29 protein-coding genes and 2 tRNA genes are annotated in these 26,678 nt (G+C 31.3%); 15 read left to right on the top strand and 16 right to left on the bottom strand.

Annotation, left to right across the window (positions count from 1 at the left end; translation table 11 throughout):
- Positions 1–47: 47 nt before the first annotated feature.
- The 3 genes from glmS to AC28QF_RS07360 are packed head-to-tail and all read right to left on the bottom strand — an operon-like array spanning position 48 to position 4,336.
- Positions 48–1,904, bottom strand: a complete 1,857-nt coding sequence (gene glmS / locus AC28QF_RS07370) for a glutamine--fructose-6-phosphate transaminase (isomerizing) (RefSeq protein WP_488200930.1) — start codon at positions 1,902–1,904, stop codon at positions 48–50.
- Between the two features lie 6 nt (positions 1,905–1,910).
- Positions 1,911–3,509 (bottom strand): DUF4270 family protein, encoded by a 1,599-nt coding sequence (locus tag AC28QF_RS07365; RefSeq protein ID WP_488200931.1) that lies wholly within the window; start codon positions 3,507–3,509, stop codon positions 1,911–1,913.
- Positions 3,510–3,517: 8 nt separating this feature from the next.
- The gene (locus AC28QF_RS07360) at positions 3,518–4,336 is read right to left on the bottom strand and encodes a glycogen/starch synthase (protein WP_488200932.1); all 819 of its coding nucleotides are present in this window, start codon (positions 4,334–4,336) and stop codon (positions 3,518–3,520) included.
- A 96-nt stretch (positions 4,337–4,432) separates the two neighbouring features.
- Between AC28QF_RS07360 and panC the strand changes: the two genes are divergently transcribed.
- From panC to radA, 4 genes are all read left to right on the top strand, one after another.
- On the top strand, positions 4,433–5,278 hold the full coding sequence (panC, locus tag AC28QF_RS07355) for a pantoate--beta-alanine ligase (protein WP_488200933.1): 846 nt from the start codon (positions 4,433–4,435) through the stop codon (positions 5,276–5,278).
- Positions 5,279–5,326: 48 nt separating this feature from the next.
- Complete coding sequence (gene panD / locus AC28QF_RS07350; RefSeq protein WP_218772008.1) at positions 5,327–5,677, top strand: aspartate 1-decarboxylase; 351 nt, start codon at positions 5,327–5,329, stop codon at positions 5,675–5,677.
- A gap of 2 nt (positions 5,678–5,679) precedes the next feature.
- The gene (locus AC28QF_RS07345; protein ID WP_488200934.1) at positions 5,680–6,627 is read left to right on the top strand and encodes a lysylphosphatidylglycerol synthase transmembrane domain-containing protein; all 948 of its coding nucleotides are present in this window, start codon (positions 5,680–5,682) and stop codon (positions 6,625–6,627) included.
- A gap of 365 nt (positions 6,628–6,992) precedes the next feature.
- A complete protein-coding gene (gene radA / locus AC28QF_RS07340) occupies positions 6,993–8,354 on the top strand; it encodes a DNA repair protein RadA (RefSeq protein WP_488200935.1) in 1,362 nt (453 codons plus the stop codon).
- A gap of 118 nt (positions 8,355–8,472) precedes the next feature.
- Here radA and AC28QF_RS07335 read toward each other — a convergent pair whose 3' ends face one another.
- The 7 genes from AC28QF_RS07335 to AC28QF_RS07305 form a co-directional block, all read right to left on the bottom strand.
- A complete protein-coding gene (locus tag AC28QF_RS07335; RefSeq protein WP_488200936.1) occupies positions 8,473–8,994 on the bottom strand; it encodes a hypothetical protein in 522 nt (173 codons plus the stop codon).
- A 111-nt stretch (positions 8,995–9,105) separates the two neighbouring features.
- Positions 9,106–11,301: a transglycosylase domain-containing protein gene (locus AC28QF_RS07330; RefSeq protein WP_488200937.1), complete on the bottom strand. Its 2,196-nt coding sequence runs from the start codon at positions 11,299–11,301 to the stop codon at positions 9,106–9,108.
- 64 nt (positions 11,302–11,365) lie between these two features.
- The gene (locus AC28QF_RS07325; RefSeq protein WP_488200938.1) at positions 11,366–12,196 is read right to left on the bottom strand and encodes a hypothetical protein; all 831 of its coding nucleotides are present in this window, start codon (positions 12,194–12,196) and stop codon (positions 11,366–11,368) included.
- 137 nt (positions 12,197–12,333) lie between these two features.
- A complete protein-coding gene (gene arsM, locus AC28QF_RS07320) occupies positions 12,334–13,302 on the bottom strand; it encodes an arsenosugar biosynthesis arsenite methyltransferase ArsM (RefSeq protein ID WP_488200939.1) in 969 nt (322 codons plus the stop codon).
- Between the two features lie 40 nt (positions 13,303–13,342).
- A complete protein-coding gene (locus AC28QF_RS07315) occupies positions 13,343–14,158 on the bottom strand; it encodes a purine-nucleoside phosphorylase (RefSeq protein WP_488200940.1) in 816 nt (271 codons plus the stop codon).
- A gap of 90 nt (positions 14,159–14,248) precedes the next feature.
- Positions 14,249–14,848 carry a TIGR04282 family arsenosugar biosynthesis glycosyltransferase gene (locus tag AC28QF_RS07310; RefSeq protein WP_488200941.1) on the bottom strand — a complete coding sequence of 200 codons (600 nt, stop codon included), beginning with the start codon at positions 14,846–14,848 and terminating at the stop codon, positions 14,249–14,251.
- Positions 14,841–15,332, bottom strand: a complete 492-nt coding sequence (locus AC28QF_RS07305) for a rhodanese-like domain-containing protein (protein WP_488200942.1) — start codon at positions 15,330–15,332, stop codon at positions 14,841–14,843. The genes AC28QF_RS07310 and AC28QF_RS07305 overlap by 8 nt, the downstream gene beginning before the upstream one ends.
- A gap of 39 nt (positions 15,333–15,371) precedes the next feature.
- On the opposite strand from AC28QF_RS07305, the gene AC28QF_RS07300 reads away from it, so the two are divergent.
- A complete protein-coding gene (locus AC28QF_RS07300) occupies positions 15,372–15,518 on the top strand; it encodes a hypothetical protein (protein WP_488200943.1) in 147 nt (48 codons plus the stop codon).
- 43 nt (positions 15,519–15,561) lie between these two features.
- Here AC28QF_RS07300 and arsS read toward each other — a convergent pair whose 3' ends face one another.
- The 5 genes from arsS to AC28QF_RS07275 all read right to left on the bottom strand — a co-directional run bounded on the left by arsS (position 15,562) and on the right by AC28QF_RS07275 (position 18,315).
- Positions 15,562–16,614 (bottom strand): arsenosugar biosynthesis radical SAM (seleno)protein ArsS, encoded by a 1,053-nt coding sequence (gene arsS / locus AC28QF_RS07295; RefSeq protein WP_488200944.1) that lies wholly within the window; start codon positions 16,612–16,614, stop codon positions 15,562–15,564.
- 135 nt (positions 16,615–16,749) lie between these two features.
- The gene (locus tag AC28QF_RS07290) at positions 16,750–17,085 is read right to left on the bottom strand and encodes an arsenosugar biosynthesis-associated peroxidase-like protein (RefSeq protein WP_488200945.1); all 336 of its coding nucleotides are present in this window, start codon (positions 17,083–17,085) and stop codon (positions 16,750–16,752) included.
- 73 nt (positions 17,086–17,158) lie between these two features.
- Complete coding sequence (locus AC28QF_RS07285; RefSeq protein WP_488200946.1) at positions 17,159–17,866, bottom strand: DUF547 domain-containing protein; 708 nt, start codon at positions 17,864–17,866, stop codon at positions 17,159–17,161.
- Positions 17,867–18,107: 241 nt separating this feature from the next.
- Positions 18,108–18,191 (bottom strand) — tRNA-Leu (locus AC28QF_RS07280).
- Between the two features lie 52 nt (positions 18,192–18,243).
- Positions 18,244–18,315: transfer RNA gene (locus AC28QF_RS07275), tRNA-Gly, on the bottom strand.
- Positions 18,316–18,531: 216 nt separating this feature from the next.
- On the opposite strand from AC28QF_RS07275, the gene cyoE reads away from it, so the two are divergent.
- The 10 genes from cyoE to tsaB all read left to right on the top strand — a co-directional run bounded on the left by cyoE (position 18,532) and on the right by tsaB (position 25,833).
- The gene (cyoE, locus tag AC28QF_RS07270; protein ID WP_488201233.1) at positions 18,532–19,389 is read left to right on the top strand and encodes a heme o synthase; all 858 of its coding nucleotides are present in this window, start codon (positions 18,532–18,534) and stop codon (positions 19,387–19,389) included.
- Positions 19,389–19,973 (top strand): cytochrome c oxidase subunit 3, encoded by a 585-nt coding sequence (locus tag AC28QF_RS07265; protein ID WP_488200947.1) that lies wholly within the window; start codon positions 19,389–19,391, stop codon positions 19,971–19,973. The genes cyoE and AC28QF_RS07265 overlap by 1 nt, the downstream gene beginning before the upstream one ends.
- A gap of 56 nt (positions 19,974–20,029) precedes the next feature.
- Complete coding sequence (locus AC28QF_RS07260; RefSeq protein WP_488200948.1) at positions 20,030–21,013, top strand: cytochrome c oxidase subunit 3; 984 nt, start codon at positions 20,030–20,032, stop codon at positions 21,011–21,013.
- 19 nt (positions 21,014–21,032) lie between these two features.
- The gene (locus tag AC28QF_RS07255) at positions 21,033–21,371 is read left to right on the top strand and encodes a cytochrome C oxidase subunit IV family protein (RefSeq protein WP_488200949.1); all 339 of its coding nucleotides are present in this window, start codon (positions 21,033–21,035) and stop codon (positions 21,369–21,371) included.
- A 66-nt stretch (positions 21,372–21,437) separates the two neighbouring features.
- The gene (locus tag AC28QF_RS07250; RefSeq protein WP_488200950.1) at positions 21,438–22,118 is read left to right on the top strand and encodes a hypothetical protein; all 681 of its coding nucleotides are present in this window, start codon (positions 21,438–21,440) and stop codon (positions 22,116–22,118) included.
- Entirely contained in the window at positions 22,105–22,752 is a 648-nt protein-coding gene (locus tag AC28QF_RS07245; RefSeq protein WP_488200951.1) for an SCO family protein, read from the top strand. Before AC28QF_RS07250 ends, AC28QF_RS07245 begins: the two co-directional genes overlap by 14 nt.
- Before the next feature lies 1 nt (position 22,753).
- Positions 22,754–23,275, top strand: coding sequence for a DUF420 domain-containing protein (locus tag AC28QF_RS07240; protein ID WP_488200952.1), 522 nt, complete (start codon positions 22,754–22,756; stop codon positions 23,273–23,275).
- Positions 23,268–23,492 carry a hypothetical protein gene (locus AC28QF_RS07235; protein WP_488200953.1) on the top strand — a complete coding sequence of 75 codons (225 nt, stop codon included), beginning with the start codon at positions 23,268–23,270 and terminating at the stop codon, positions 23,490–23,492. Before AC28QF_RS07240 ends, AC28QF_RS07235 begins: the two co-directional genes overlap by 8 nt.
- A 204-nt stretch (positions 23,493–23,696) precedes the next feature.
- A complete protein-coding gene (locus tag AC28QF_RS07230) occupies positions 23,697–25,064 on the top strand; it encodes a TolC family protein (protein WP_488200954.1) in 1,368 nt (455 codons plus the stop codon).
- A 91-nt stretch (positions 25,065–25,155) separates the two neighbouring features.
- Entirely contained in the window at positions 25,156–25,833 is a 678-nt protein-coding gene (gene tsaB, locus AC28QF_RS07225; protein WP_488200955.1) for a tRNA (adenosine(37)-N6)-threonylcarbamoyltransferase complex dimerization subunit type 1 TsaB, read from the top strand.
- Here tsaB and AC28QF_RS07220 read toward each other — a convergent pair.
- Positions 25,830–26,636: a mechanosensitive ion channel family protein gene (locus tag AC28QF_RS07220; protein ID WP_488200956.1), complete on the bottom strand. Its 807-nt coding sequence runs from the start codon at positions 26,634–26,636 to the stop codon at positions 25,830–25,832. The genes tsaB and AC28QF_RS07220 overlap by 4 nt on opposite strands.
- Between the last annotated feature and the right edge of the window lie 42 nt (positions 26,637–26,678).

Below are 26,678 nucleotides of genomic sequence, written 5' to 3'. Positions count from 1 at the left end.
ATCCCGAGACAGCATCTCGGGATTTTTTTATCTATGATTATAACTATTTATTCAACAGTTACAGATTTAGCTAAATTTCTAGGTTGGTCTACGTTCTTTTCTAACATCACAGCGATATGATATGATAATAATTGAAAAGGAATTGTAGTTAATAAAGGACTAAAAGCTTCTTCAGTATCAGGAACTTCAATGACATGATCTGCAATTTCTTTTACAGTTGTATCTCCTTCAGTTACGATTGCTATTATTTTACCACTTCTAGATTTTATTTCTTGAATATTACTAACCACTTTTTCATAATGACCTCTACTTGTTGCAATCACGAAAATTGGCATATTTTCGTCAATTAAAGCAATAGGACCATGTTTCATTTCTGCAGCAGGATACCCTTCTGCATGTATGTATGAAATTTCTTTTAACTTTAATGCGCCTTCTAATGCAACAGGAAAGTTAAATCCTCTACCTAAATATAAACAGTTTTTAGCATCTTTATAAACCTTTGCTATTTCTTTAATTTGTGCATCAGCTTTTAATAACTTTTCTACTTGTGCTGGAATTTGTTGTAATGATTGTAAATAATTATTTACAGCAGAGGTTGATAAAGTACCTTTTGCTTTAGCTAATTTTAAAGCAATTAAAGAAAGCACTGTTATTTGTGTTGTAAAAGCTTTTGTTGATGCTACTCCAATTTCAGGACCTGCATGCGTATAAGCACCAGCATGTGTTTCTCTTGCGATAGAAGAACCAACAACATTACAGATTCCGAAAACAAATGCACCTTTAGATTTTGCTAATTTAATAGCAGCTAAAGTATCAGCTGTTTCTCCAGATTGAGAAATAGCAATAACGACATCATTTTCGTTTATAATAGGATTACGATATCTAAATTCAGATGCGTACTCAACTTCAACAGGAATACGAGCCATGTCTTCAAAAAGATACTCTCCTACTAACCCGGCATGCCAAGAAGTACCACAAGCAACAATTATAATTCGGCTTGCATTGGTAAACTTAGAAATGTTATCATCAATACCAGCCATACGAATTATACCTTCATTAGGTAACATTCTTCCTCTGTAGGTATCAATGATTGCTTTAGGTTGTTCGTAAATTTCTTTTAGCATAAAGTGATCATAACCTCCTTTTTCAATTTGCTCTAAGCTTAATTGAAGTTTTTGGATGTTTGCATCGATTTCTTTATCTGTTTCGATTTTACGAATCTTTATACCTTTATTTTTTTTGATGATAGCTAATTCACCATCTTCTAAATAAATAGCATCTTTAGTGTACTCAATAAAGGGAGAAGCATCAGAAGCAACAAAATACTCTTCATTATTTTTTCCTACACCGATAGCAATAGGACTACCTAATCGAGCTACAATTAGCTCATTAGGTTTGTTTTTATCAAAAACAGCAATTGCATAGGCACCAATAACACTGGTAAGTGCTAATTGTACAGCTTTTCCTAATTTACAATCTTCATTTTTTTTAACTTCTTCAATAAGATTTATTAAAACTTCAGTATCAGTATCACTCTTAAAGGTGTAACCTCTCGAAATTAATTCCTTTTTTATAGTGTCATAATTTTCTATAATTCCATTATGAACAATAACTAAGTCTTCTGATTCAGAAAAATGTGGATGAGAATTAGTGTCGTTAGGTACTCCGTGAGTTGCCCAACGCGTGTGCCCAATTCCGATAGTTCCTTTTTTTCTTTTTTCATCATTATTAGTGATGATTTCTAAATCAGAAACTTTTCCTTTAGTTTTTGATAAGTGAATTTTTTCACCATCGTACATCATTATTCCTGCACTATCATAACCTCTATACTCTAAACGCTTTAATCCGTTTATAACAATTGGGTAAGCATCTCTATAGCCTATGTATCCTGTGATTCCGCACATACTATTTTACTTTTCTTTTGAATATGATATTTTTAAAACAGCTCTTTTTGTACCGTTAGCAGTTTCGCTTCCGTCTAATAAGGTAACCCCTCTAGGGTTCCAGTTATATGTGCTAACATTTGTATTTAAAACACCATTAATTACGGGAGTATCCGTAGGGTTATTATATGTTTTTAAAACTAAAGGAGAGTTGTCGTTTGTTGTTCCGTCTAATAAATCAGATAGATAATCGGTTAATCTAAAAGAATATTTTTCAGGAGTGCCATCGTCAGATAAAGCTAAATTACCACCAAAACTTGCAGCTTCCTTATATGCATCAGTAACTTGTGTAGGAGATATACTACCACTTCCGTTATCTTTTTCTTGATAGATGAATAAACGTTGTGGAATTATGTTTTTATCAGTATTAATGGTATTGTTTACATAAAAAGATAATAATACATCGTTAATTAACCAGTTATTACCTCTTAATTCCTGAAGTTTTACATCATCTATTATTTTAATTCTAGCCATAGTCCCTGCTGTTCCTTGTACTGTAAAGTTATTTGCAGGTGGAGCAGTAGTCGCAGGGCTCATTTTATAAATACTGTTTCTTACACTAGATAAAGGATAAGATATTGTTTTAGGTAATGTATCTTTTAACACTAAATCAGTAGTGCCTTCTTTTTTTTCGAAAGTAGTAATCGTGTAATGAAAATCTAACGTGGCAGAAGCGCTATTTCCACTTAAATTTAATGGAACCATTGCTCCGTCACTATCTTCTGTTTTAACAATTAATCCTTTAAAGTAAGAATTAAAAGCATCAGCAGTTTTAAACTCGTCACTATCAAATTTATCCCAAAATAGACTTTTCATTTCTGTCATATCTAAAGGAATGGTCAAGAAAGGTGCTTTGTTTGCAAGTCTTATTGTATCTTGATATGTAGTACCATTACTAATATTTCTTGTTAATACTAGTATAGTATCACTAGGGTTAGGTTTAAAAGTAAATCCAATATCCTCATTTAATAACTCAAGCTGTTCGTAGTCATGATTAGACTGAAAGCTATTAGATTTGGCAGGATTACTAGGGTCCAATCTATTTAGAAAAGTACCATTTCTATACACTTTTAAAGAGGTAGCAATGTCTTTGTTCCCTAAAACAGAATCTAGTCTGAAAATTGGTCTCTCAGTAGTACCTGTACCAGTATTTGTAGCTTTGTAAGGTAGCTTAAGAACAACTTTATCAAGAGTAAAAACAGAATCTATTTCTCCGTCTGCAGTAGCAGGTTGTAAATCTTCTATTCTTGGACTAGTTGCTAGTGATAACTGACTAACAAAAGAAGCTTCTATTGTTTTGTAATTATCATTATTATAAACACCAAGCCAATAATCACCTAAAGCACCGATACTTATATTATCAGCTCTAACTGATTTATATATTTCTAGAGGATTCGATTCAGAAATATCAATTGTTTCAATTTCTACATCTAATAATATTTCTCCTGTTTCAAATTTAGTATTGTTAACAACACTACTTCCTACGTCACTAAAATCTTTTTCACACGATACTAAAGTTGCTAAACATAGCAAGCTAATACCCAAAACGCCAATTTTTCTAATCATTTGTATTATTATTCGCTTATTTCTAAAACATTTTTTTTATAAAACTCTAAGTAAGCTTCTGATAAAACTTCTTCAGATTGATATTCTAAAACTTTTGTGTTTTTTTCATCAATAAAAGCATTAATTTCATCTGGTAAAACTTCACTACCCTTTATAATGGCGTCTGAGTTTTCAATAGCACTTTTTAAGATGCTAATTTCATTTGGTGTAGTTAACGTTGCTATTTTAGTTTCATCAACTTTATCAAAACGAACCTTTTTTGCTAAATCGCCCTCTAATTCACCTTCAAAATTATTATTGTAAATAGAAGTTACAATCTTACTTTCGGTAAATAATGGTTCTTCTTTGTAAAATTCCTTTAAATATAATGGAAGTAAAGAGGCCATCCATCCATGAACATGAATAATATCTGGCGCCCAATTTAGTTTTTTAACGGTTTCTACGACTCCTTTAGCAAAGAAAATCATACGTTCGTCGTTATCACTAAACATTTTGTCATCTTCATCAGAATATACAGCTTTACGCTTAAAGTATTCGTCGTTATCAATGAAATACACTTGCATTCTTTCTTTCGGAATAGAAGCAACTTTAATAATCAATGGCATATCCATATCATTAATTATTAAATTCATACCAGATAATCGAATAACTTCATGCAATTGATGTCTTCGCTCATTTATTACCCCATAACGAGGCATAAAAATACGGGTTTGAACTCCTTTAGAATGTGCGTTTTTAGCAACATTAAATGCAGTAGATGATAATTCTGTTTCAGGTAAGTAAGGTATTACTTCTGATGAAACATATAATATTCTCTTATCCTTCATTAATTTTGTCTATTTTATTGAAGATGCAAAAATACGAAAATTTATGCTAAAATGATGTTAAATTGCTAATTTTGCACGCATTTCAACTATAATAGAATGAAAGTTTATAAAACTAAATTAGAATTAAAAGAATTTTTATCAAAAGTAAAAATCAATAATAAATCTATCGGATTCGTTCCTACTATGGGAGCCTTACACGAAGGGCATTTATCACTTGTTAAAAAGGCAAAGAAAATGAATGATATAACTGTTGTAAGTATTTTTGTGAACCCTACACAATTTGATAATAAAGAGGATTTAGTTAAATATCCAAAAACGTTTGATAGCGATGTAAAGCTTTTAGAAAGTGTTGATTGCGATGTTTTATTTTTCCCGTCTGTAGAAGAAATATATAATAAAAATATTGAATCAGAGAATTTTAGTTTTGACGGACTAGAGCATCAAATGGAAGGGAAATTTAGAGACGGTCATTTTAACGGTGTAGGAACTATCGTGAAAACATTGTTCGAAATTGTGGAGCCTGATGTTGCTTATTTCGGGAAAAAAGATTTTCAGCAGTTACAAATCATCAAAAAAATGGTTGAAAAAAATGCGCTTCCGGTAAAGATAAAAGGCTGTGATATTTATAGAGAAGAAGATGGTTTAGCAATGAGCTCACGTAATACGAGATTAACAAAAGAACATCGAAAAACAGCTCCTTTTATTTATAAAATACTTAAAAAAGCAAAGAAGAAATTTGGCATAAATAGTGCAGTAGAAGTTACTGAATGGGTACAAAAACAGTTTCAGAAGCATCCGTTATTAGAATTAGAGTATTTTACAATAGCTAATGAAAAAACATTAGAAACCATCGTAAAAAAAGAGTCTGAACATAAATATCGTGCTTTTATTGCTGTTTTTGCAGGAGAAATTAGATTGATAGATAATATCCGTTTAAAATAAAATCATTCAAAAACAACTCATTAATCATTAAAAAACTATTTTTGCACTATGTTAGTACAAGTAGTAAAATCTAAAATCCACCGCGTAAAAGTTACGGGTGCCGATTTAAATTATATAGGAAGCATTACCATTGATGAAGATTTAATGGATGCAGCGGGAATTATTGAAGGAGAACGTGTTCAGATTGTGAATAACAATAATGGCGAACGTTTGGAAACATATGCAATTCCTGGTCCTAGGAATAGTGGCGAAATTACCTTAAATGGTGCCGCTGCCAGAAAAGTGGCAAAAGGCGATGTTTTAATACTTATCGTATATGCTTTTATGGAACTAGAAGAGGCTAAAAACTTTAAACCTTCTTTGGTTTTTCCTAACGAAGAAGATAATACCCTTACATAGTTTTGAATATTAAAAAAGCATTAAAAATTATATTACCTCTCGTTTTGGGAGGTTTTTTGGTTTGGTACTCTTTATCAAAAGTCTCTATAGCAACTTTGTTAGATTACTTCAAGGAGGCAAATTATTGGTGGATAGCTTTAGGATTGTTCTTCGGACTTTTAAGTCACTTGTCTAGAGCATATCGTTGGAAGTTTTTACTAGAACCAATGGGGTATAAGCCAGATTTTGGTAATAGCGCTATGGCTGTTTTAGTTGCCTATCTGGTTAATTATGCAGTGCCAAGGGCAGGAGAGGTTTCTCGTGCTGCGGTTATGACAAATTATGAAAACATTCCCTTCGAAAAAGGTTTTGGAACCATTGTAGCCGAAAGAATGGCTGATTTAATTATGATGTTAAGTATCATCGCGATTACATTATTTGTACAGTTCGATTTTATATATGAATTATTAACAAAGAATTTTAATCCACTTAAAATAGGGGCGATATTAGCAGTTCTTATCGTAGTCGGATTCATCTTTTCGAGATATGTAAAAAAAGCAACATCAGGAATTGGTCTAAAAATAAAAAACTTTATTTCAGGATTAGTTGAAGGAGTTATGAGCATCTTTAAAATGAAGAATAAATGGGCGTTTATTTTTCATACCGTATTTATTTGGTTAATGTATGTACTAATGTTCTGGGCAACAATACCGGCAATAGATGGCTTAAGTGTTCCTTTAGGAGGCGTTTTAATAGGTTTTATTGCAGGCGGATTTAGTATTGCAGCAACCAACGGAGGTATCGGTTTATATCCGGTAGCTGTTGCAGGTGCCTTAGCTTTATTTGGTATTGCAGAAGAGCCAGCAACCGCTTTTGGTTGGATTATGTGGACAGCCCAAACAGCAATGATTATTGTTTTTGGAGGCTTAGCATTCTTGTTATTACCTATCTACAATAAAAATAAAAAGTAATAAGGCGTTACCTTGCAGGTCGCGCTTTCGCTACTCGCTTTTTTTGAAAAAACAAAAAAGAGCTCAAGCATACCGCTCAATCGCTAACGCAGTTTCTTTATAAACTTTAGTTATAAACTATTTTTGTTCGGCTGTGTTTAAGAAGCTGTTTTCGTGATTATAAAAATCATACATCCGTCATACTGAATTTATTTCAGCATCGCATAACTTTGGTAAATTAGAAACTAAAATAAATTCAGTTTTAGGGATCAATATTTTTTAGGATAAAATTTATACAGAGGCTAAAAATAATCAATAGTATTAGATATTAGTTTGTAACTTTGAACATTACTATTGAGTATTTTAAAACTTCCAATCTATTTTAAATGGCCAAAACCAAAACTACTTTTTTCTGTCAAAACTGCGGAGCGCAACACGCGCAATGGGCAGGACAATGCAATACTTGTAAAGAATGGAATACCATTGTTGAAGAGGTAATTCAGAAAGAAGAAAAAAGAAGTTGGAAAACGCCAGAAAACAATAAAAAAAGAGTTTCTACGCCTTTAAGAGTACAAGATATTCAGTTGAATCAAGAAGAGCGTGTTGAAACTAAAAACAGCGAATTAGACACTGTTTTAGGTGGCGGAATTGTAAAAGGAGCCGTTGTTTTATTAGGTGGTGAACCCGGAATTGGTAAATCGACGTTGTTATTGCAAATTGCTTTAAAAATTCCGCAAAAAGTATTGTACGTTTCGGGTGAAGAAAGTCAGTCGCAAATTAAAATGCGAGCTGAGCGTTTAGAAGCTACAAATTCTAATTGCTTAATTCTTACTGAAACAAATACACAGCAAATATTTAAAAATATAGAAGAAGTTAAACCAGATGTTTTGGTGATTGATTCTATTCAAACCTTACATACAAACTCTATTGAAGCGTCACCAGGAAGTATTTCTCAAATCCGTGAAACTTCAGCAGAACTTATAAAATTCGCCAAAGAAACTTCAACTCCGGTATTATTAATTGGTCATATTAATAAAGAAGGACACATTGCAGGGCCTAAAATTTTAGAACACATGGTAGATGTTGTTTTGCAGTTTGAAGGCGACAGAAATCATACCTATAGAATATTACGCTCTCAGAAAAACCGATTTGGTTCTACTGCAGAACTCGGAATTTACGAAATGCTGTCAACCGGATTACGAGAAGTATCTAACCCGTCTGAAATATTAATTTCAAAAAAAGATGCTGATTTAAGCGGAACCGCAATTGCATCCACTTTAGAAGGTATTCGTCCTTTAATGATCGAAATTCAGGCCTTGGTCTCTACCGCAGTTTATGGTACACCACAACGATCTACAACAGGTTATAATTTAAAAAGATTGCACATGATTTTAGCTGTTCTAGAAAAAAGAGCAGGCTTTAAATTAGGCGCAAAAGATGTGTTTTTAAATGTTACAGGCGGAATTCATGTAGATGATCCTGCGATAGATTTAGCGGTTGTTGCAGCGATTTTATCATCGAATCAAGATTTAGCGATTAATCCGAATGTTTGTTTTGCTGCCGAAGTTGGTTTGGCAGGAGAAATACGACCGGTTTCTAAAATTGATCAGCGTATTTTAGAAGCTGAAAAACTAGGGTATAAAACTTTAGTAGCCTCGAAATACAATAAAATATCTTCTAAAAATCACGGTATAAAACTAGTTTTAGTTGGTAAAATAGAAGAGGCTTTCGCTACGTTGTTTGCCTAGGGTTTGTTAACTATTTATAATAGCCTTTAAGTAGAAATAATCAGATTCTTAAAATAAAAGTAGTAACCTCTTTCATAGTAGTGTATTAAGTGAAAATTTTTTAAGAACTTCATCTTTTTTATTTTAGTAGAAATTTCTTTTTTGATTTTTTATTGAATGAATTAATATCATTTAAATTTTTAAAATCACTGTGTAATACTTCTGATATTTCCTGAGACAGGAGCCTTAAATCATATAAACAAGCTTTACCAACCTCTTGAATTTCATTATCGGTTTTAAATTGATGCTCTGTCTCTATATTTTTTAAAAATATATTTAGTTCTGTTAGTTTATTGCTAAGGACATCTGAAAACCAGATGTTGTGCAAGGTCGTCAGAGTTAATTTTACCATGAAGTCATTATAAATTTCAATACTGCCCATAATAAATGGCCATGGCTTACTATTTTCAGCGGTCATTACTTTCAATAAGCTTGTTGTTTGATTTGCTAATTCATATGAATAAAGCCTTTTTTCAGTAACTTTTTCAAAGTATTTAAGTTTGTAGTCAGACTTTTGTAACCTTTTTTGAAAATAAGCAGATAAAAAAGCAGTAATAACTGAGCTTGTTAGGATTGTAAGTATAATTTTTTCTGTAGTCATAATATTTTTTTATTGCTCAAATGAACATGATTTTCAATTAATAAGTTCAGCGCTAGCTAAGTTATCAGAAAACAAGTTAAAATAAAACTAAGCAATTCAAAAATGTAAAGACTAGTCTTCTTTCTTTTTCTTCTTGCCAAAAAGTCTATTAAAAAAACCTTTAATTCCTTTTTGTCTGTAAGCAGGGCATTTTATTGATTCGTAAACATCTTGCGGAATATCAAAATCCGTCAAGTATTTTTTACTTAGCTCAGCGTCTTTCTCTATTTCTTTAATAATGTTGGCAACAATAGGCAAGGCCAATGACGAGCCAGAACCTTTTCCGCTTTTAAAATGTATGGTGTTTTTTGAGGTTCCTACCCAAGTACCAAAAACAATATTGGGTGTATAGGCAAGAAACCAAGCATCTGTATAATTTTGCGCGGTACCTGTTTTAGCAGCAAGCTGACTTTTAATTTTATAAGTGTTTCTAATCTTAGCTCCTGTACCTTGGTCAACAGCTTTTTGTAAAATGGCTGTTAGTGTTTCAGTTGTTCCTTTTTTAAAGACTTCTTCGGCTTTTTGCTCTTTACTTTCATAAATAATAGCACCTTCTTTATCGGTAATTTTAGTAATCATGTACAAGTCGTTCATGGCGCCATTATTAGCAAAGCTACCGTACGCTTTTGTTATTTCAGACAATGATAAGTCTAGTGTTCCTAAAGCAATAGAGGGAGCGTTATTGGTAATTTTAGGAAACTGTAGTTTTTCACAGTAATTGATTAACAATTCTCTTTCGAGCTTAAAATAAAGATCGATAGTTGGTAAATTCATAGAATGAATTAAGGCATTCCATAGCGCAACTTTATTATCTGGAGTAGTTTTGTAATCGGCATTTTGAGGTTTCCAATTATTAAATTCGGAATATGTTTTTTCTTCGTTGTCAAAATAGTCGCAAGGTGAAATACCATTTTCTAACGCGGTAGCATATAAAATGGGTTTAAAGGCAGAAGCTATTTGACGATGTGATAAAACCATATCAAAAGGAAGCATTTTAAAATTATTTCCACCAACCCAACTGATCACTGCTCCGTTTTTAGGATTCGTAACCAATACAGACGCATTAAGCATTTTTGCATAATGCCATAAACTATCAATTTTAGTACCTGTTATCGTTTTAGTGCTATCCCAATCGAACAACTTAAAGGTTTTGTTTTGTTTGTCTTTTTCAGAAGAAAAACGGTTCTTTTTTAACCAGTTGTTTTTTAAACTATTCGATTGTAACTCTTTATCTAGCTCTTTTTGTTTAACTATAAGTTGTTCTTTAGCCGCTTTTTCGGCGATTTTTTGAATACTGTAATTTAACGTGGTATATATTTTTAAACCGTCGGCTTCTATATTGTGTTTTATATTTCTTGTTTCATTAATACTATCTATTATTTTAACAGCTTTTTTCTTTACTTGATAAGAAAAATAACCAGCAGTTGTTTTTAAATCGAGGTTTTTATAGCTTAGTGTAAGTGGTAATTTTTGTAAACTGTCTGTAGTTTTAGTATTTAAATACTGTTCGTTTTTCATAAGCTGAAGAACGATATTTCTCCTGCTTAAAGCATTTTCAGGATTCAACCTTGGGTTGTAATAGGTGTTTGCTTTTAACATACCAACCAACACAGCAGATTCTTCGGCATTTAACTCATTCGCCTTTTTATTAAAAAATCGATTAGCGGCAGATTCTATTCCGAAAATATTTTCACCAAAAGGAACCGAATTAAAATACAATTGAAGTATCTCGTTTTTAGAATACAAGCCTTCCATTCTGCTAGCAATAATAAGTTCTTTAATCTTATTTATGGGCATGCTTAAAAAACCGTGATACTTTCGTCCGAATAAGTTTTTAATTAATTGTTGTGTAATTGTACTTCCGCCACCACCAGAAGCATCTTGCATTAAAATACTTTTAAATAACACTCTTGCATAGCTCTGACCATCATAACCATTATGAGTATAAAAACGTTTATCTTCAGTAGCAATTAAAGCTTCTTTTAAATGATTTGGTATTTGTGATATGTTGATGTTGGTGCGGTTTTCTGTAAAAATTTTACCGATAATTACATCATCCGAAGAATATATTAAAGAGGCTTCTTCATTTATTACAGATGATAATTTTTCGTTGTTAGGTAAAGTGCCAAACACTTCAAAATACACCAAAGAGAATAGTAGTAAAATTGATAGCAATATAAAAATAGCCAAACCGGTTGCGTATTTTAATAAACGGATTAAATTTTTCTTTTCTATAAGCTTATGGTATATTTCTTTAAGTGTTTTCATCAGGCTATTAATCAAATTCTGTTTTTAAGTTTTTTATTAGTTAGAGCTTTAAAGAACTCTTAATTTATTTTTTAAAGTCAGCAATTTTTATACCGTTGTTAAACTTTATGTTCGTCCAGTTTACAAATATCCAAGGTTTATTGGTTACTTCTGCATTCCAATTAGAGTTTTTGTATTTTCTTTTAGTAGGTATAAGAATGCCTTCAACATTTTCGTACTGTAATTTCATTAAAAAAGGATCAGTTTTACCAAAATCAACAACAGTAAAAAGAAACTGATCTATTAATTTAGTATTTTTATTAATGTATAATTGGTAAATATCCTTTGGTTTATTGTCTTTAGAATTAAACGTAATTTTAACAATATCGTATTTAGCAGTATCAATAATTTCTTCTTTTATATATTCGTAATTTACACCTGGATCTAGTAATTTCTGAATCATTGTAAACCAATAAAAGTTGGTAGGCCTGTTAAAAGCGACTTTTTTTAAAGCAATAGAATCTAAGATGATTTCTCCGTTATTTTTTAACCAAAATTCTTTACCATCATAACCTTGTTCTATATTACCAGCCAAATGCGTAAGCGTTCTTTCATGTTTAGTATACAAACCATAAGACAACTCGTTATTAAATATATATTTTTCGGTTGATGTATCTGTTTTGCCATCCGGAGTTTTATAAGTATACGTATAAACCACATCTTTTTTTGATGAAAGCGTACTGTAATTACCTGTTTTTTCTACCGTTTGATATACTAGTTGATGTGCTTTGTTTTTAAATTGAATATTGTTTGTCGCTATAGCTGGTTTTACTTCTTTTAAATATTTTTTGCTGTTTTGTTTACAAGAAGATAAAGTAAGTATTGCAGTGATGCAAATTGCTAAGAGTATTCTCATTTTTGCTGTTTTTAATATTATAATCGAGTAGCTAATTTTATGCAAAGCTATTAGAAAAGGAGTAAAGGTTAAAACTATTTTTGTAAAACAAAAAAACCTCATAATTACATGAGGTTCTCTTATGAGTTTTGCTGTTTTTAGCAACATCCACCACCATCATAATGATAGGTAGATTCTGAGAAGAAAATATCATCTCTGCCTAAAGCTTTTAAAGCTGCGGCTGTTTTATCACAAATAGCTAATGGCTGATTTTTTAATAAAGTATGTCCTAATCCATCATCAAAATAATCTTGATCACCGTAATAAATTGCTGCTTTTCCTGTAAAAATACAAGGACCATCCGCTGGCATTGGATCTTTAATAGCGGCAACCTCAATAGATTCTATATAAATTAATTCATCTGTTGGGTAGTTCTTTGGGTCTAAAATACGATATGGTTTACGGGCTCTAATTTCTATGGTTCCGAAACCAGCATCTGTTAACGCTTTTACATAATCGGCAATTGTTAAACTACCGCTTAAACATAAGGCACGCAAACGTTCGTCGTTACGCAATTCTTCATTCATCTCTTGCTCGCAAGTAGGATCGCTCATTACTAATTTTCCGTGAGGCTTTATTACTCGGTACATTTCGGCAATTGCCTTTTTTAAATCATCCGACTTAAAAATGTTAAATAAACAGTTTTGGGCAGCAACATCAATTGAATTATCATCAACAGGTAAGTTCATAGCATCACCTTTGCGTAAATCAACAAAATCGCTTTTAAACCAATCGTTTTGTTCTTCGGCAACGATAAAGTTTTTTCGAGATGCTTCTAACATTTCATCAACTACATCTAAACCAATTACACCACCTTTATTTCTGTTAAAATAAGCAAATTGTAATAATTCCATTCCGCCACCAACACCAACATATAACATTTTTGGGTTGTTGGTTAAATCGCGTGCATGCACTGTAGAACCACAACCATAGTTCATTTCTTGCATGATTTTCGGAATTTTTAAACCAGGTAATTCCCAAATAGGATTAGTAGTGCAGCATAAGCCAACATCTGGTGTTAAAGCTGCTTCTTTATATACGTTGTGTGTGGTTTCTAAATAACTCATTTGTTTTCGTTTTTTAGTTGTGTGTGCCTAAAATAGGTATTTATAATTGGTTAATTAATTCTTTAAATAAAGTAATCATTTTTGGTTCTGCTTTACCAGCAACAGCAATAATTTCTGCAATATCTACAGGTTGTAAATTCTTTGGGTCACATTCATCTGTTAAAACTGAAATAGCAGCACATGGTAAATTTAATTGTTTAGCAACGATAACTTCTGGTACAGTACTCATACCAACAGCATCTGCTTCTAAAATTTGCAACATTCTGTATTCTGCTCTGGTTTCTAGTTGCGGCCCTACAACACTTGCATACATACCTTCGTGCAATTGAATGTTGTTTACTACTGCAATTTCTTTCAGTAAACCATTAATTTTTTTCGAATAAGGTGCTAACATATCGGCAAAAATGTTTCCGAAATCATTGGCTCCTTTAAATGCTAGTGGCGAACCTCCTTGTAGATTTAAATGATCTTCTAATAACATTAAATCTCCTTTTTTATAAGTAAGATTGATAGCACCTGCAGCATTAGAAATTAATAGAGTATTGATTCCTAAACTATGCATTGTTCTTATTCCGTAGGTAACTTCCCAAAGATTGTAGCCTTCGTATACGTGAAAACGCCCAGACATTACTAGTACTTTTTTTCCTGATAAGGTTCCGTAAATTAATTTACCTGAATGAAACTCGACTGTTGCTTGCGGGAAATTCGGAATATCAGCATACGTAATTTCTTTTTCGATATTTATCTCGTTAACTAATTTTCCTAAACCTGTTCCTAAAACAATTCCGATTTCAGGATTTATAATTCCGTTAGATTTTAAAAAATCTGTTGTTTCTTGTAGTTGTTGTTTTTTCATTTGTACTGAACTTATTTAAGTTCTTTTGTCAGGTCGAGCGCAGTCGAGACCTTAATTAAAACCTCTCGACTGCGCTCGAGAAGACATTATTTATAAAAAGTGTTGAAATGCTTTGTGGTTTTTAATGTCATCAAAAACATCAACATCATTAAGTTCTTCTAATAAATGTACGCTTACTTTATGTAAGTCGTTAAGAGTGTCTTTTCTTACTGTTGCTGTACCCCATTTTTTATTTTTAAAAATAGCGGATTGTAGATTTTTCATTCCTAAAAGATAATAACCACCATCTTCAGCAGGGCCAATTACTACATCATTAGTATCTAGTTTAGAAAAAGCATCGTTAATATGATTTGGAGTTAAATCGTATAAATCGCTGCCAATAATCATTACTTTTTTATAACCAGTTTTAAATCCGTCTTTAAAAGCATTTAACATTCTAATACCTAAGTCTTCGCCTTCTTGTTGGTGTTTTTGAAATACATCGGTATTCCAAATATCATTTTCACGAACTTTAACCGAGTAGTAAACCGCTTTATCGCAAGATAAATTGGTTGTAACTTCTTTGGTTTTATTAAGTAGGAATTTGTAAATTTCTAAAGCAGTTTCATCACCAACTGTTTTGGCTAAGCGTGTTTTTGCTTTTCCTAATTCAGGATTTCTAGTGAAGATTAATAATAAGTTTTTAGTCATAAACTTTTTCTCCTTTTAAGAGCCACTTGCTCCATCGTTTGTTAAAAGTATGTATTTTTTCTGTATTATTACCTAAAGTATCTTGTACTTTAAAGTTTGCATTTTTCCATTCAAAAATTCCTCCGTAAAGATTATAAACATTTGTATAGCCTTCTTTTATTAATTTATAAGCAATCGTTTCAGAACGAATTCCTAAAGAGCAATAAACTACAATTTTAGTGTCTTTATCGTCGGGTAATTTTTGTGTAATTTCGGAGAGCTTAAAATTATTATAGCCAACTGAAATAGCATCTTTTAAATGACTAACGTTAAATTCATCAGTCTCTCTAGCGTCTAATAAAATGGTTTTTGTGTTGGGTAGCGCTAAAGTTTCTACAGATATATACGGAACGTTTTTAGTATTGTGTTTTTTTAATAACTGATTTAAATCTTTTTGAGAAAAACAAGTAATAGAGATTAGAAAAATAACTAAAAATTTAAACATAATGTGGTTATATTTGAGCTTTTAAAAATTTAAATTGAAATGAAAAAAGTCTTAAAATTAGTCTCATTATTAGTCTTTGTTGCTATGTTTACTTCTTGTGAAGAAGAAGATCCTTGTAAGTCAGAAACAACAACGTATACATTGCCTGATGGTTCTACTAGAACTATAGAGGGGCCGTGTTTATAAAACGAATTAAAAGCTCTCTGTTTAGAGGGCTTTTAATTTTTTATTAAGCAACAACACCTTGGCAACTACTACCAGCGCCAGCAGTACAACCATAACAATGTTGATTGATAATTATATTTCTATCTTGTAATAACTCTTCGTTATATTCTGAAATGTGTTTTACTTTCGAGTTAACTTTTAAGTTTAACATTTGATTAAAATCACAGTCATACAAATTTCCGTCCCAGCTTATCGATAATGTATTTGTACACATTACGTTTTCAACAGCCATCGGATTATAAGCCTCTACTAAAGAATGCATGTATTCTTCATAATTTTCTGAAGCAATTAAATAATCTAAAAACCTACTTATTGGTAAGTTTGTGATGGCAAATAAATTATGAAAATCAATATTAAAATCATCTTTTAAAGCTTTTTTAAAGTCGTTCTCTAAAGCTGCTTGATCTCCAGGTAAAAATGCTCCTGACGGATTGTAAACTAAATCTAATTTTAAATCAGATCCTTCAGTTCCGTATCCAACTTCATTCAGCATTTGAAGCGCTTTAATAGATTTATCAAAAACACCATCACCACGTTGCTTGTCAGTTTTTCCACGTGTCCAGTGTGGCATTGAAGAAACTACGTGCACATTGTGCTTTTTAAAGAACTCAGGTAAATCGTAGTATTTCTTATTAGCTCTTATAATCGTTAAGTTAGAACGTACAATAAAATCTTTAATTCCTGCTTTTGATGCTTCTTCAACAAACCATCTAAAATTAGGATTCATTTCTGGTGCGCCACCTGTTAAATCTAACGTATGTGCTTCTGTTTTTTTAATAACATCTAAGCATTGCTGCATGGTTTCGGTAGTCATGATCTCTTTACGATCAGGGCCAGCATCTACATGGCAGTGCGCACAAACTTGGTTACACATATAACCTAAGTTAATTTGAAGAATCTCTAGCTTTTTAGGGCGAAGCGGAAACTGATTTGTTTCCTTTATTTTTTTTGCGAACGTAGGTAACTCTCCATCAGCGAAAATTCCGTTTGATAAAATTTCTAATTGACGTTGTGTATTTGCCAAGTCATTATTTCTTGCTTGAAGGGACTTTTTCATCTTTATATATTAGTTTCTGTCAGATCGAACGCAGTCGAGAGCTAAATATTATCTCTAGATAAACTACGTATACTACTTTCAATAAAGCTAACTTTATTTCAGAAATGTTCGAGGAGACACTTTTGAAAATAGTTTTTACATTTCTAATTTATTCACTTTATTCATCATTTGAACTCCGTGAACTAGTGTTGCACCACTTTTTATCGCAGCACCAACATGTAATGCTTCCATCATTTCTTCTTTAGTAATTCCGCGCTCTAAACCATCTTTTGTATAAGCGTCTATACAATATGGGCATTGCTCTGTATGCGCAACAGCTAGGGCAATTAAACTTTTTTCGCGAGCTGTTAAAGCACCTTCTTCAAATACTTTGCTGTAATAATCAAAAAACTTAGTACCAAGCTCTTCATTCCATTCTGATATTTTTCCGAACTTACGTAAGTCCGCTGGGTCGTAATATGTTTTTGACATGTGTTTTTTTTAGATTGAAAAGTAAAAATACAAATTGTTAAAAGGTTTCCTTGTTAAAAAGATATGATCTTATTTATTTTCCGTTTAAACTCCAGTCATACTTTAAAAAACTAACTGTTGCGTTTGCATCTACTTTGGTATTAGAGTATTTGTTGATAAAATCTATTAATGAACTATTTTTCGTAAAATCTCCTTTAAACCATTCGAAAATTTTTGAAAGCTGTACGTCGTTTTCTGATATCTTATTTCTTGAAGAATCATTAATAAACTTTTTCATTAAACTATTGGTCTTGCTTTCGTAATTTGCTTCAGTAAAAGCAAAATTACCTAATTGCGGACAAGAACCTGAAGCACAATTTACGGCAACATGAATTTTTGGATCATTAAAATTTTTACGTAAAATTTGATGCTCAATATGATTTAAAGTGTAAGTTTTACCTCCAACGTTAGCAAACGGAATATTCCAAGCATCCTTTCCTCCCTTTTTAATATTTAAAATACTTTTTAAAGGGTAGTTGTCTAAGATTATTTTTATCGTGTAAGCATTATAAGCGTTTACCCAAAAGGCTTTGGTTTTTGCTTCAGACCAATTTCTTTGAGGTGTTGTTTTATTTAAATAGCTTAAATAAGAATCAAGTTTAGCTTCATCTTTTTGTAGGTTCTTATAATCTACAAATCCAGTACTATTAACATGTTTTTTTAGTAAAGTATTAAAAACACTTGTTTGACCAAATGAGTTTATAAAAAAAGTTAAGCTTAGTAATAAAAATATTTTACGCATAATTTTTTGTTTTAATCTAATAATATAGACGTTGAGATGCCTAATTAATTACAAATTATATGCCGTTTTAAATAAAAACAATTTGCATATATGTAATCGGTTAGTTTTAAGAGTTTTAATGTAAGGATAATACTCGAGTTAATCTTTAAAACGGTACAAAAATTAGAGGAATGTTATGTGAAGAGATAGGAGGGAAGTTTGTAAAATAAAAAAACCTTAACAAATAAATGTTAAGGTTTAGTACTGAAGGCGGGACTTGAACCCGCACGACCCAAGGGTCATTGGATTTTAAGTCCAACGTGTCTACCAATTCCACCACTTCAGCGTGATTTGATTGTAATACAATCAAACTTGGTATATTTTTAAGAAAGTCTCAGAGCGAAAGACGGGATTTGAACCCGCGACCCCCACCTTGGCAAGGTGATGCTCTACCCCTGAGCTACTTTCGCGTAGTCAAAAATTATTTTAAAGAACGTTGCATTGCTTTCAATGCGGGTGCAAATATAACACCTTTTTTTAAATAGCAAAATATTTTTTTATTTTTTTTATATTTCGATTACTATTTTTTTTTATGGTCATTAAGGAAGAAAGAAATATCTTTGCAAAAAATAAAACTAGAAGTGGATTCTATCTCACCAGTACATATTAAACCCTCTTTAAAATCAATGTTTAACGATTTTAAACAATTAACCAAGGTTGGTTTATCTATAAGCGTTGTTTTTACATCAGTTACAGGTTATTTGTTGGGAGCAGAAACAATTGATTATACCATAGTTTTATTATTATCATTAGGAGGATACTTAATGGTAGGTGCATCTAATGCATTTAACCAAGTTATAGAGAAAGATATTGATTCGTTAATGCAGCGTACTAAAAACCGCCCTTTGCCGGCAGGTAGAATGAGCGTAACGGTAGCGTTAACAATTGCAATTGTTTTTACGATTGCAGGTATTGGTATATTATATGTAATAGATCCTAAATGTGCTTTGTTTGGTGCAATTTCTATTTTTTTATACACAAGTGCTTATACGCCTTTAAAGGCTGTAACACCTTTAGCTGTTTTTGTAGGTGCCATTCCAGGAGCCATACCTTTTATGTTAGGATGGGTTGCTGCAACAGGCGAGTTTGGTGTTGAAGCTGGTTTTTTATTCTTGATTCAGTTTTTTTGGCAATTCCCACATTTTTGGGCAATAGGTTGGTTACAGTTTGAAGAATATAATAAAGCAGGCCTTCATATGCTTCCTATGAATAAAAAAGACAAAGGAGCTATTGTGCAAATAATTTTTTATACCTGTATTATGATTTTAATGTCGGTTGCTCCGGTTTTAAAAGTAACAGGTAGTTTTTATATTTATCCATTAACCGCTGTAATCGTATTATTGCTAGGTGTGTTAATGTTGTATTACGCTTTTAAATTATACAAATCAGAAGAAAATACAGATGCTAGAAAATTAATGCTAGCCAGTGTTTTTTATATTACAATCGTACCCATAATTTATGTGGTAGATAAATTTTTACACTAATGAGTAAACAAACGTTACAAGAAGAATTAAAAGCAGGTAAGAGAAAATCAGCAAAACCAATGTTATGGGTTTCGATGATTAGTATGGTAATGTTTTTTGCAGGATTAACAAGTGCTTATGTTATAAGTATGAAGCGTGATGATTGGGTTAGTTTCGATCTACCCCAAGCATTTTACATTAGTACTGTTTTGATTGTTTTAAGCAGTATTACCTTAATTTTCTCTCAAAAATTTTTAAAGAAAGATAATTTAAAAGCTTCATTAGGGCTTTTATTAAGCACTTTAATATTGGGTTTAGGGTTTGTATGGTATCAATATATAGGTTTTAATGAATTAAAATCTGTAGGGTTATATTTTACCGGACCAGAGAGTACTGTGTCTACATCTTTTATATTAGGAATAACATTTATGCATGTTTTACACTTGTTAGCAGGTGTAATTGTGTTGTTGGTGGTTATTTATAATCATTTTAAAAAGAAATATTCAGCATCGGATATGCTTGGGTTTGAGCTAGGTGGAATCTTTTGGCATTTCGTAGATGTTTTATGGATTTATCTATTTTTCTTTTTCTATTTCATAAGATGATGAAAAATGCGTAATTTTGACGCACTGTTTTAACAAAAATTAACAAAAAGAGATTTATGGAAGCAAATAATGCTGTAAATTCTGATAACAAAGAAACTTGGAGCGGAGGTGGTGAAAAACCATTTGGCGCTAGTTATGGTAAAATGATGATGTGGTTTTTCATCGTTTCTGATGCATTAACTTTTTCAGGTTTTTTAGCAGCGTATGGTTTAACACGTTTTAAATTTATTGATTCATGGCCAATTGCCGATGAAGTGTTCACTCACTTTCCGGGGTTACATGGTGTGCATGCGCCAATGTATTATGTTGCGCTAATGACATTTATTTTAATTATATCATCGGTAACAATGGTATTAGCTGTTGATGCTGGTCATCAAATGAAAAAGAAGAAAGTAGCTTGGTATATGTTTGCTACCATTATTTTCGGAATTATTTTCGTTGGATCTCAGGCATGGGAATGGAAAAATTTTATTAACGGTTCTTATGGAGCGGTTAAAACTTCTAATAATCATATTTTACAGTTTGTAAAAGATGGTCATCAAATCGCTTTAGCTGATTTTGTTCATGCTGAAAGAAAAGATGATAGAGTAGAGCACACTCGTAAAAACGGATTGTGGTTTGAAAAAGAAGAAACAATTTCTCAGTATTCAGTAGCACAGGTTCAAGAAGCTTTTAAAGCAGATCCATCTTTGCTAATTAGAACAGAACAATTAAATCCTGAAACCAAGCAAAAGATAATTTTATCTAGAGCAGAAAGTTTAGCGAAATTAGCTTTAGCAAATCAAGTTGTTGAAGGAGCAAACTTAGAGGTAAATGAATATGGTAATCCAATCTTTGCAGATTTCTTTTTCTTTATTACAGGTTTTCATGGTTTTCACGTATTATCAGGAATCATCATTAATATCATTATCTTCTTTAACGTAGTACTAGGTACTTATGAGCGTAGAGGGCATTATGAAATGGTAGAAAAAGTAGGTTTATATTGGCACTTTGTAGATTTAGTTTGGGTATTTGTATTTACCTTTTTCTACTTAGTATAATTTAAAAGCGATATTAAAAATGGGTCACGCACACGAATCAAATAAAAAAAGAATTTGGATTGTTTTAGCAATCTTAACAATTATAACGACTGTAGAAGTAGCTTTTGGTATTATTAAACCAGATGCAATGCATTTACACGGATGGGGAACGAGTTGGTTAAACTGGTTTTTTATCATCTTAACACTAGTAAAAGCATACTATATTGCTTGGGCATTTATGCACTTAGAGGGTGAGAAGAAATGGTTTAGAAGAGCAATTGTTTGGGTATTAGTCTTTTTAGTTTCTTATCTATTATTTATAGTTTTAATAGAAGGAGGTTATTTGCATAAAACATTGGCACCATTAGTAAAATGGTAATCAAATAATATTTTTAAAAAAAGGTGGTTTTAACCACCTTTTTTTGACTTTAATTAGAACTGATATATGGGTAAAACTAAAAAATTTATTGTCTTGTTTGCACTATTTATAGTGCCATTGTTATTCTATGTATTACTACAATTAGGAACACATAATTTTGGGAAATTACCAATAGTATCTAAAGATGTTATCGATATTTCTTTAATTGATAAAAGCATTTCTTTTGATAAAAGGGTTACCGTAGTTACTTTTTTAGGAAACGATATCGACTTAGTAAAAGGGGAGGTTTATAATTTAAAGGAAAAAATTTATAATAAATTTTCTAATTACGTAAGTTTTCAAATGATTTCTTTAGTTGATGAAAGTCAAAAAGAAGCTGTAAAAGATTTAAAAAAAATGTTAAGTGTTAATGCCGATTTAACTCGATGGAACTTTGTATTTGCTTCTTCAGAAGAGATGCAAGCGTTGCATGAAAGTTTTAAAACTAAAAGTGCTTTAGATGAAAGTTTTCATTCACCAAAAGCTTATATTATAGATAAAGAGCTAAATCTAAGAAGAGGTAAATCGACAATTAATAGTTTAGAAGATAAAAATTTATTCGGATATACGATGAAATCTGTAGCTGAACTTAAAAACGATATGATTGACGATATCAGTGTTGTTTTAGTAGAATACAAATTAGCATTGAAGAAGAATAATAGTAGTGACGACCGAAGAAAAAATAGCATTTCAAATGAAAAAAAATAAGTACTCATACGTAGGTATTTCTTTTATTATTTTATTGTTTGGTATTTATGCCGTACCAAAGATTATAAAACATTTTCAAACGGCTGATTTACATAAATTCAATAAGGTTCCTGCTTTTGAATTTATAAATCAAGATGGTAAAACAATTACAAATAAGAATTTTGAAGATAAGGTTTTTGTTGTCGAGTTTTTCTTTGCTACTTGCCCAACAATTTGCCCTTTAATGAATGCTGAAATGGTTACCATTCAGAATGAATTTATGGGAAACCCTAATTTTGGAATTGCATCTTTTTCTATCACTCCAGAAATTGATACTTCAAATCAATTAAAAATCTACGCGCTTAAAAACGGAATTAACCATAAAAATTGGCATTTACTAACAGGAAAATCAGAAGATATTGTTTATGATTTATCTAATGAAGGCTTTAAGTTATTTGCAGGTAAAGGAGAGGTTTCTCATGGTGGATTTGAACATTCTGGATTATTTGCATTGGTTGATAAAAACGGATATATCCGTTCGCGTTACGACGAACACGGAAATCCGATTATGTATTACAGAGCATTAGATGAACACGGCTTTGGAAATCAAATTACAGAATTGAAACAAGATATTAAATTATTATTGAAGGAATAAAATGAATACTGAAGAAAAAAAATATAAAAAATTAATAACTATTGTTTCAATTGTAATTCCGTTGGCTGTTGCAGCTTTATTCGGAATTAAAATTCCAAACGTTGAGCCGTTGTCATTTTTGCCTCCAATATATGCGAGTGTAAACGGATTAACAGCAGTATTATTAATAGCATCAGTTATAGCAATAAAAAAAGGAAATAAAAAGTTACACGAACAATTAAATACCACAGCAATTATTTGTTCAGCATTGTTTTTAGTGATGTATGTAGCGTATCATATGACTTCAGATTCTACGAATTTTGGAGGTGAAGGAGCAATAAAATATATTTACTTTTTTATTTTAATAACGCACATAGTATTATCTATCGTAGTAATTCCTTTTGTTTTAGTAACATTTATGAGAGCACGTTTAGGAAATTTCCCTGAGCATAAAAAAATAGCAAAAATTACATTTCCGTTATGGCTGTATGTTGCTGTAACAGGTGTAATTGTATATTTAATGATATCTCCATATTATGTATAAAAAACTGTTGTTATTTATTTTGTTAATTGTTTCTGCTAATATATCTGCGCAATGTGCCATGTGTAAAGCAGTTGTGGAAGGAGGTAGTAAAGATATTGCTGAAGGAGTTAATAACGGAATTACCTATTTAATGGTTTTTCCTTACATTTTAGTCGGCACTTTAGCGTACTTCATTTATAGGTATAATAAAAAAACAAAAAATAAACCTTTAAACTAAGAGTTTTTTGTAACAAATTATGTTTTTGGTCGTCATATAAAAAAAACAAAAAGTAATTGTTCGGTTTTGTGGCTTTTAATGTTCATAATCAAACAGTTAAAAAACACTTCAATTTGTGTAATCACCTGTTAAACAAGTGGTTATATTTTGTTTCTTTTTTGGAACATAAATTGACTAACTTTAATGAACAAAAAAATATTCGTCTTGAAAACAAAATTTGTATTAGTAGCAGCTTTATTTACAACGTTAGCTGGTTTTTCTCAAAAACAATGGACACTTAAAGAGTGTGTTACTCACGCACTAGAAAACAATATTACCATAAAGCAGAATAAGCTTAATATTGATATTGCAGAAACAGATGTTGAAATTACAAAAGGAAATTTTTTACCAAACTTAAACTTTAGCAATTCTAATGGTAGCACTTTTGGATTATCTTCAGGTGCTAATGGAGTTAATACAAGTCAAGATAGGTTTTCAACAAGTTTTAATTTAAATGCTGGAGGAAACATATTTAATGGTTTTAGAAATTTGAATAGTAAAAAACAGGCATTGTTTAGTGTTGAAGGAAATAAGTTGGATTTAGCTAAAATCGAAAACGATATTTCATTAAATATTGTAAACACTTATTTGAATGTATTATTTGCAAAAGAAAATCTATCAGTTGCTATAACTCAATCTGAAATAAGTAAAAAGCAAATTGACAGAGCGAAAGCTCAGTTTGAGGCAGGTGCAGTTCCAAAAGGTGACCTGTTAAATGTACAGTCTACTGCAGCTAATGATATTCAAAATGTTGTTGTACAGGAGAATACGTTAAATTTAGCGTTATTAAGTTTAGCGCAAACACTTCAAGTTTCAGTAGAAAATTTTGATGTAGCAACTATTGATATTGATTCTCCTTCATCAGTTTTGTTATATAACAATGCGAAAGAAGTATATAATAAAGCATTAACCAACAGGCCGGAAATAAACAGAGCTAAGTTAAATGTAGAGAATGCTGATCTAGGAATAAAATTAGCAAAAGGAGCATATTTACCTTCGTTATCATATTCTGTTGGAGCAAGCACTTCTTATTTTACTACATTTGGACAGCCAGATATAATTTCTCAAAGAGATGCTACAACAGGTAATATAATTTCTATTCCTAATGGTTTCGGGAAACAGTTAGATAGTAATTTAAGTTATAGCGTAGGCTTATCTTTAAACATCCCAATATTTAATCGTTTTCAAACTAGTAATAGAGTAGCGAAATCTGTGATTAATAAAGAGCAAACTGAGTTTGCATTAGAAAGTAGAAAATTACAATTACAACAAGAAATAGAAAAATCATTTTTAGATGCAAAAGCAGCAGCTAAAACATATGAAGCTGCTAACATTTCTTTAGAAGCGCAAAAAGAAGCTTTCAAAAACGCACAAGTAAGTTATGATTATGGTTCTATGACACAATTTGATTACGATCAGGTTCGTAATCGTTTAGTAAATGCAGAAGGAGCAATGATTAGATCTAAATACGATTATGTGTTTAAAACCAAAGTATTAAAGTTTTACTTCGGAGAAGATATTTTATTAGATTAAAAAAACAAGTTATATTTTAATAAAACTCATCGCTTTTTAGCTGATGAGTTTTTTGTTTTTTAAGACTATCTTTGCTTAAAATTTTTACAACGTGGCATTGATACTTAACATAGAAACTGCAACTAAAAACTGTTCGGTTAGTTTGGCTAAAAACGGAAAAGTTTTAGCTATTAGAGAATTAAATGATGGTAATTATTCTCATGCAGAAAAATTACACCCTTTTATTCAAGATCTTTTAAAAGAAGCTAACGTAACAACAAGTAATCTTGATGCAGTAGCAGTTAGTAAAGGTCCTGGGTCTTATACAGGGCTTCGCATTGGGGTTTCTGCAGCAAAAGGAATGTGCTTTGCTATTGATAAGCCATTAATATCTATAGAAACTTTAAAATCACTTGCGCATAGTATCGCTATTGAAGAAGGGTTGATAGTGTCAATGTTAGATGCTCGTCGAATGGAAGTATATTCTGCTGTTTATAATTCGGCATACGAACAGCAACGAGAAATTAAAGCAGAAATAATTAATGAAGATTCTTTTAAAGAAGAATTATCAAAAGGAAAAGTTTATTTTTTAGGTGATGGGGCAACTAAATGTAAAGATGTAATTATTCATGATAACGCTGTTTTTGTAGAATATAAATTTCCATCAGCAAAAGAAATGGCAGTATTGAGTTATAATAAGTACAAAAAAAACGACATCGAAGATGTCGCTTATTTTGAACCTTTTTACTTAAAAGATTTTATAGCTATTCCTGAAAAAAAGAAAGTTTAACCTTGCTTTTGAATTTCAACAGTATGTGGATAAGGAATCTCTATTCCAGCTTCGTCTAATGCAAGTTTTACACTTTCGATAGTTTCAAAGTGCACTTCCCAGTAATCTTCAGTTTTTACCCAAGGTCTAACCGCAAAGTTTACAGAGCTGTCTGCTAGCTCAGATACTTTTGCTGTTGGCGCAGGGTCTTTTAATACTTTTGGATTAGAAGTTAAAACTTTCAAGAAAACTTCTTTGGTTTTTTTAATATCTGCATCGTAAGAAACGCCAAAAGTTAAATCTACTCTTAAGTTTCCTTCCGCAGTGTAATTAATAATGTTTCCGTTAGATAATGATCCATTAGGAATAATTGCTAATTTATTACCAGGAGTATTTACATGAGTTTTAAATATTTGTATTTCTTTTACGACACCTGTTATTCCTTGAGCTTCTATTAAATCACCAATTTTAAACGGCTTAAACATCATAATTAAAGCACCACCAGCAAAATTAGCAAGTGATCCTTGTAATGCTAAACCAACGGCTAAACCAGCGGCTCCTAAAATAGCAGCAAATGATGTAGTTGCAACTCCTAATTGAGATATAACGGTAACAAACAATAATGCTTTAAGCGACCAGCTAACTAAATCACCTAGAAACTTCTGAAGCGTAAGGTCGACATTTTGTTTGGTCATCACTTTTTTAGAAAGCTTAACCATCATTTTAATCATAAACAAACCAATAACTAAAATAGCAATAGCCGTTATAAGTTTTGGAGTGTATTCTATTAATAAAACTTGAAGTTCATCTAAATATTCTTTCATGTATGTAAATTAAAAATTAATATAAAATTTATAATGAGACAA

Source organism: Tenacibaculum sp. M1.3A (genome assembly GCF_057732375.1).
Note: the sequence above shows the minus strand (reverse complement) of the source record. Positions and strands in the feature narration are given on the sequence as shown.